The 5,127-nt window shown below is 54.4% G+C and carries 5 protein-coding genes; 2 read left to right on the forward strand and 3 right to left on the reverse strand.

Annotated features, from left to right (window positions below; all coding sequences use genetic code 11):
• The first annotated feature begins 24 nt into the window (after positions 1-24).
• Complete coding sequence (locus HX873_RS31205) at positions 25-933, forward strand: EamA family transporter (protein WP_371318412.1); 909 nt, start codon at positions 25-27, stop codon at positions 931-933.
• A gap of 91 nt (positions 934-1,024) precedes the next feature.
• Here HX873_RS31205 and HX873_RS31210 read toward each other — a convergent pair whose 3' ends face one another.
• The 3 genes from HX873_RS31210 to HX873_RS31220 all read right to left on the reverse strand — a co-directional run bounded on the left by HX873_RS31210 (position 1,025) and on the right by HX873_RS31220 (position 2,666).
• Entirely contained in the window at positions 1,025-1,267 is a 243-nt protein-coding gene (locus tag HX873_RS31210; protein ID WP_177123819.1) for a hypothetical protein, read from the reverse strand.
• Positions 1,268-1,279: 12 nt separating this feature from the next.
• Positions 1,280-1,759, reverse strand: a complete 480-nt coding sequence (locus HX873_RS31215; protein ID WP_017478764.1) for a hypothetical protein — start codon at positions 1,757-1,759, stop codon at positions 1,280-1,282.
• Positions 1,760-2,024: 265 nt separating this feature from the next.
• A complete protein-coding gene (locus HX873_RS31220; protein ID WP_256349688.1) occupies positions 2,025-2,666 on the reverse strand; it encodes a hypothetical protein in 642 nt (213 codons plus the stop codon).
• Between the two features lie 613 nt (positions 2,667-3,279).
• Here HX873_RS31220 and HX873_RS31225 point away from each other — a divergent pair.
• A complete protein-coding gene (locus tag HX873_RS31225) occupies positions 3,280-4,995 on the forward strand; it encodes an ABC transporter ATP-binding protein (protein ID WP_177123822.1) in 1,716 nt (571 codons plus the stop codon).
• Positions 4,996-5,127 lie beyond the last annotated feature (132 nt).

Consider the following 5,127-nt stretch of genomic DNA (forward strand, 5'->3'; position numbering starts at 1 on the left):
GCCCCCACCCAATTCCCCCGCCACATCGCCGTTCTAATCCTCCTCTGCATGGGCTGCGCCTTCGCCGGCAACCACATCGCCGCCCGCGTAGCCTTCGACGACGGCGCCGGAATCCTCCTGGCAATCCTCATGCGCTCCGGCGGCACCCTGTTAGTGCTAGCGATAATGGTCCTATACCAACGCCAAAACCTCCGCCTCCCCCCAGGTGCATGCCGCTGGCAAGTTCTCTTGGGCCTACTCATCGCCACCCAAAGCCTCTGCCTCTACTCCGCCGTCGCCCGCGTCCCGGTAGCGTTGGCCTTATTGGTCGCCAACGTGTTCCCTATCCTGCTGGCCCTGCTCACCTGGGCACTCGGCGGCCCACGCCCTACCGCACGCACGGCCTTGCTGATGGGCCTGATTCTGTTGGGCCTGGTGTTCGTGCTGGACGTACCCGGCCGTCTCTCCGCCAACACCACCCTCGGCCCGGAATGGCTGGTCGGCGTCTCCCTGGCCTTTTGCGCCGCGTTCGTATTCGCCTGCGCGCTGTGGATCACCGACCACAAGTTGTCTCAGGTGCGCGGTTCGGTACGCAGTCTGCTGACGATTTTTATCGTGTTCAGCAGCGTCAACCTCGCGGGTTTGAGCGGTGCGCTTGTCGATGGCCTGAACTTGCCTGCAACCAGTACCGGTTGGCTGGCACTGGCCACGTTGGTGGTGCTGTATGGCACGGGTTTTATCGTGCTGTTCATTTCGGTGCCGCGCCTGGATATGCCGCGTAATGCGCCGGTGATGAACATTGAGCCGCTGGCGACGTTGTTGATGGGCTGGATCGTGCTCGACCAGATGCTCAGCGCCGGCCAGGTGGTGGGCGGGGTGATTGTGGTGACGGGGATTGTGCTGCTGACGTATCGCAAGTCGCCCCAGCCGGCCGTCAAGGCTCAGGCTGCGTAGGTCGAGAGGCGAAAAGGAAAAGGGACGGATCTATTTTCAAACAAGTCCGTCCCTTTTTACTGCCGGGCGTGGGGAAATTCCTGGCCCTCCTTCAGCCCATCGGCTCGAACCGCCGCCGCTTCAGGAACAACCCCACCCCCAGTGCAACGGCAAAGATCGACAGCAGCCCCAGGTCAACCCCAAGCAAGCGGGTTTGGCTCACAGCCACGCACCCGACCGCCCCCATCGCAACCAACAGCACCCCTAGCCATTTGCGAAACGGGTACGACTTGATAAACCGATCAAGCAGAAAGAACAGCACAAGGGCAACGACCAGTTGGGTAATGTCAGACATGTGTTTCTCCCGTCAGGTCTTGATGATCAGTGTCGAGGCACTGCGTTGCGGGCCAATGCCGCCGTTCACCTGCGCTTCGATGCTGACCAGTATGTCGCCTGCATGATAGGTGGGCAGGGTGTCATTCACGTACATGCGCACTCCGGCGCCGACAGGGGCGCCCACGTAAGGGGACGCTATGTAAGAGGTGGCGCCAGCGAAGGCCGAGGCCGCAAGGTTGGCGATCTTGGTGCGTTGGGCGTTGAGCACGTCGCCCTGTTGCCGGGTCAGCGGCTTGGAGATGCCGATCATCATCAGGCACGGCAGGTTCTTGGCCAGCATCTTGTCGTACACCTCGACGACTTTGCGGTTGACCTCGTAGTGGGCGCTTTTCGCTTCGCCGAAATGCAGCTCGCTCAGACGTCCGCGTTCGCTGTCGGTGAGGGTGATCTGCGAGACGTTGAACACGATCCCGTGATTGCCCATGTATTGGAAAGTCCCTTCGAACTTCATCGCACGCATCCTTTCGAGCCAAAGGCGGGGATTGTCTAGAAGGAGCGCGCCGGATTCAAATCATTTCACCTGGATGGCAGGTGTGGTGCCCGACGTAAGGTGCTGACGGACATAATAATTGTCGAATTCGGTGCTTTCGACGAACTACCCTGCGATTCTACGAACCCGGCCGCTATTCTATCTCCGCGAAATGCCAGAAATGGCCGCCGGCTATCTTCCTCGAAAGACCGCTTCTGGCCGATGCTGTTTAAAAAGCCGTACTCGCTTAGCCAAGGTGACCGCCTGCATCAATGAATAGCTTGCGGAGTTTTTTTCGAGCCGCCTCTGAAAGACGCTGTGAATAGCGTTGAAACTCTTCTTCGGCTGTATCGGGCTTGCCGTTCATGGCCAATACAAACGCGTATGCAAGAGGATGTTGTATGTAGTTGTAGAAACCCAGGCCACCCGTCGACAAATGCTGCTTGACCCGCTCGAAAGCACCAGGCAAGTCGGCTATCGAACGAGCCTCGTCCCAAAACGATTCAGCTTTTGGAATGGCAGCCCGGAGGATATTGGGTGCGCTGGTTGCTATGGCATCAGGTCCGTAGCTGCATGAGATATCAAACGCTCGATCGCGCACATTGAAAGTCAGATCAGGTCGTGCTGATTTTGACGTCCTGTGCCATTTGATTTCATTGCCGGAAAGATGGGGAACGAAGTCCAGTGACAGAGCCCATGACGGCGCTAGCGCGCCGCCTTTCCACTGCTCAAGGCGAAAGAGTTGGCGAATGGGAGCATCGACGCTACGAAGCCAGGACAGCGGGCCCTGAACTTCGAATCCTAACGGCTGTAAAAGTGACTCTATGGTTGGCGAAACAATTTCGTGGATCTGATCTATTCGCACTATCTCGAACGTTTTTCCCTGCATCGGCGGCCCCATGCTCAAAAGTAATCCCAGCTCGACAACTTCGGTCGTTGGTTCGACCTCAGATAATAGATGCAGAAATAGGGGTCATACCACCATTATTGAAAACGTGGTCTGACCCCTATTCTTCTCTTGTGTCTGCGCCGTTTGGGTCTTGCAGCTGGCGATTAACGCGAGCTGCGAAAGCGTGGTGACGTGTCTGACGGGAGAACGGTGAAGGGCTGGTATCAACTGCGCAGTAGAAAATAGAGAACTGCGTCATGAAGTATTTTCTTGGCAAATAGTGGCCCGTGCCGGGAAAGTCACGACGTGACAACGCCATGCGGCAAGTTGATTGGAAAATCCTGAGAGTTCCTGAATTCACGCCCCATGAGGCACAACATGTGAAAATTTATAGAGTAGTCTCATAGAATATTTTTCTCTTTGGGTATGCATAAATAATAGCGAGGCTGGTATTGGAGGCTAGTGTGAACTGGGGTAGCCTGCGCCCAAATTTTTAAATAGGGGTCAGATCACCATTATTGAAAACGGGGGTTGCCCCCTACTCTTTTCTCTCGTGGTACCCAATAACGTTTTGCTTGAACACAATTAACGAGAGCAACTGAGGAGGCGGGTCATGCTTGAGGATTTTAAACACGCACTTTACCGTCATAAGAGGCTGTTCTGGCTAGTGATGGTTATTGTCATCCTATCCAAAGTGGCAACCATAATGCCGGCGATTATCATCGGGCGCGTAGTAGATACCTTTACCCAGCACACCTTGGATTCAGAGACGGCCTTGTATCTGTTGGGGTTTATCTGCGTCGGCGTTATTAACGTTATTCTTATCCCTATTCAGGGGTACTACTTGACCCGTTTTATTCAAAAAGGGCTCAGCGATGTTTCGATTCGATGGGTTCGCGAGATATTCACCAAGCACTTCGACCTGTTCTCATCGATCAATATCGGCAAGATGCTCAAATCGATTGAACGCGGCATACAAGCCAGCGAGCGAATTCTTAACTACGCGCTGATCACTATTTTGCCGCTTTGCATCGAGTTCATCGTGATTTCGGCGTGGCTGGTATGGATTGCGAATATTGTGTTCCTGGCGCTTGTGCTTGCACTTTCCGGTGTCTACCTGGCATTGACCCACTACTTGATCACGTGGCGTCGCGCTCATATCGATGCGGTCAATGACGCCGAAGATGAACAGGCGGGAGTATTTGCAAACACGATTCAGGCGGGTAAACAGATAAGGCTGGAGCGGGCCCAGGAATCGGGGCTGAAACCCCTGTTCGATACGTTTTACCAGTACGCGGATGCCGCCACAAAAGTCGGATATTCCGCTGCGGTACTAGGGGCGTCAAGGGCACTTTTCTTAACCCTGACCAGCAGCACAGTGATCGGGTACGGCATCTTTGTAAGACAGGCTTCGGTGTCCGAACTGACGGTTGGCGACTTTGTCGTCTTGTTTACCTTATCCACGATGTTTTTCAACACGGTGTTCAGCATCGGAGAGGTCTATCGTTTCGCCGATCAATTCTCTTCGGACTACGCCAAGTTTCGATCGATTCTGCGCGAGCAAAGCTTCAAGGATAAGGCCGAGAGCTTGCCCTTGGATTCTGACAGCTTGATTTACCCCGCCTCCACTGCACTGATCGCCGAGGGAGTTTCATTAGTCATTCAGCAGGCCATCGAAGTGCGCCCCGGTGAGCATCTTGCCGTCGTTGGGGCAAGTGGCTCCGGAAAATCAACCTTTGTGGAACTGCTCGTGGGCGTGAAGCAGCGTCCCGGGCTCACCGTCCGGATAGGACAGACCGCGCTAGAGTCAATCGCTGAAGAGGAACATTTTCGGCTCATTCGGTATTGCCCCCAAACTCCGAAGTTTTTATCAGGCAACCTGGCAGACGCTGTTTTTTTTCATGGCTCGTTCAACTCGACATTTAGCAGCGTCGCGGCGCAGCTCAATATCCAGCATCTGTTTGACGAATTGCCTGTTCGAACGATAAATCAAGACGCGACCAGTATTTCCGGTGGCGAAGCAAAAAAGCTTTCGCTTCTACGCGTGCTGCTAAGACCTGGGAATTTCAACATATTCGATGAGCCGACCTCATCCGTTGATCCCCAGGGCGCCTCGTTAATCTGGGATGCACTCTTCACCTGCTTTGCCGATAAAAGTCTGATCTGTGTAACCCACGATTTCACTGTGCTCAATCACTTTGATCGAGTCATCGTCTTCGACACGGGCAGAATCGTTGCAGATGGCAAGTGGCAAGACCTGGTGGCTCTGGAGTCGGTCTCCAACGTCATACGCAAAGTTCAGGAGGAAGAGCCGGTTTCAGGGCATTAAGTTACTGAAACGGCTTTGTACGCTAAGAATGAAATAGGGGTCAGACCCCTATTCCTCTCAGGTCGCGTAGGTCTCAATACGGGACGGAAAAGGGGGCATTTATTTTTGATCTAATAAATGCCCCCTTTTCCG

Source organism: Pseudomonas sp. P7758, from assembly GCF_013386485.1.
GTDB lineage: Bacteria > Pseudomonadota > Gammaproteobacteria > Pseudomonadales > Pseudomonadaceae > Aquipseudomonas.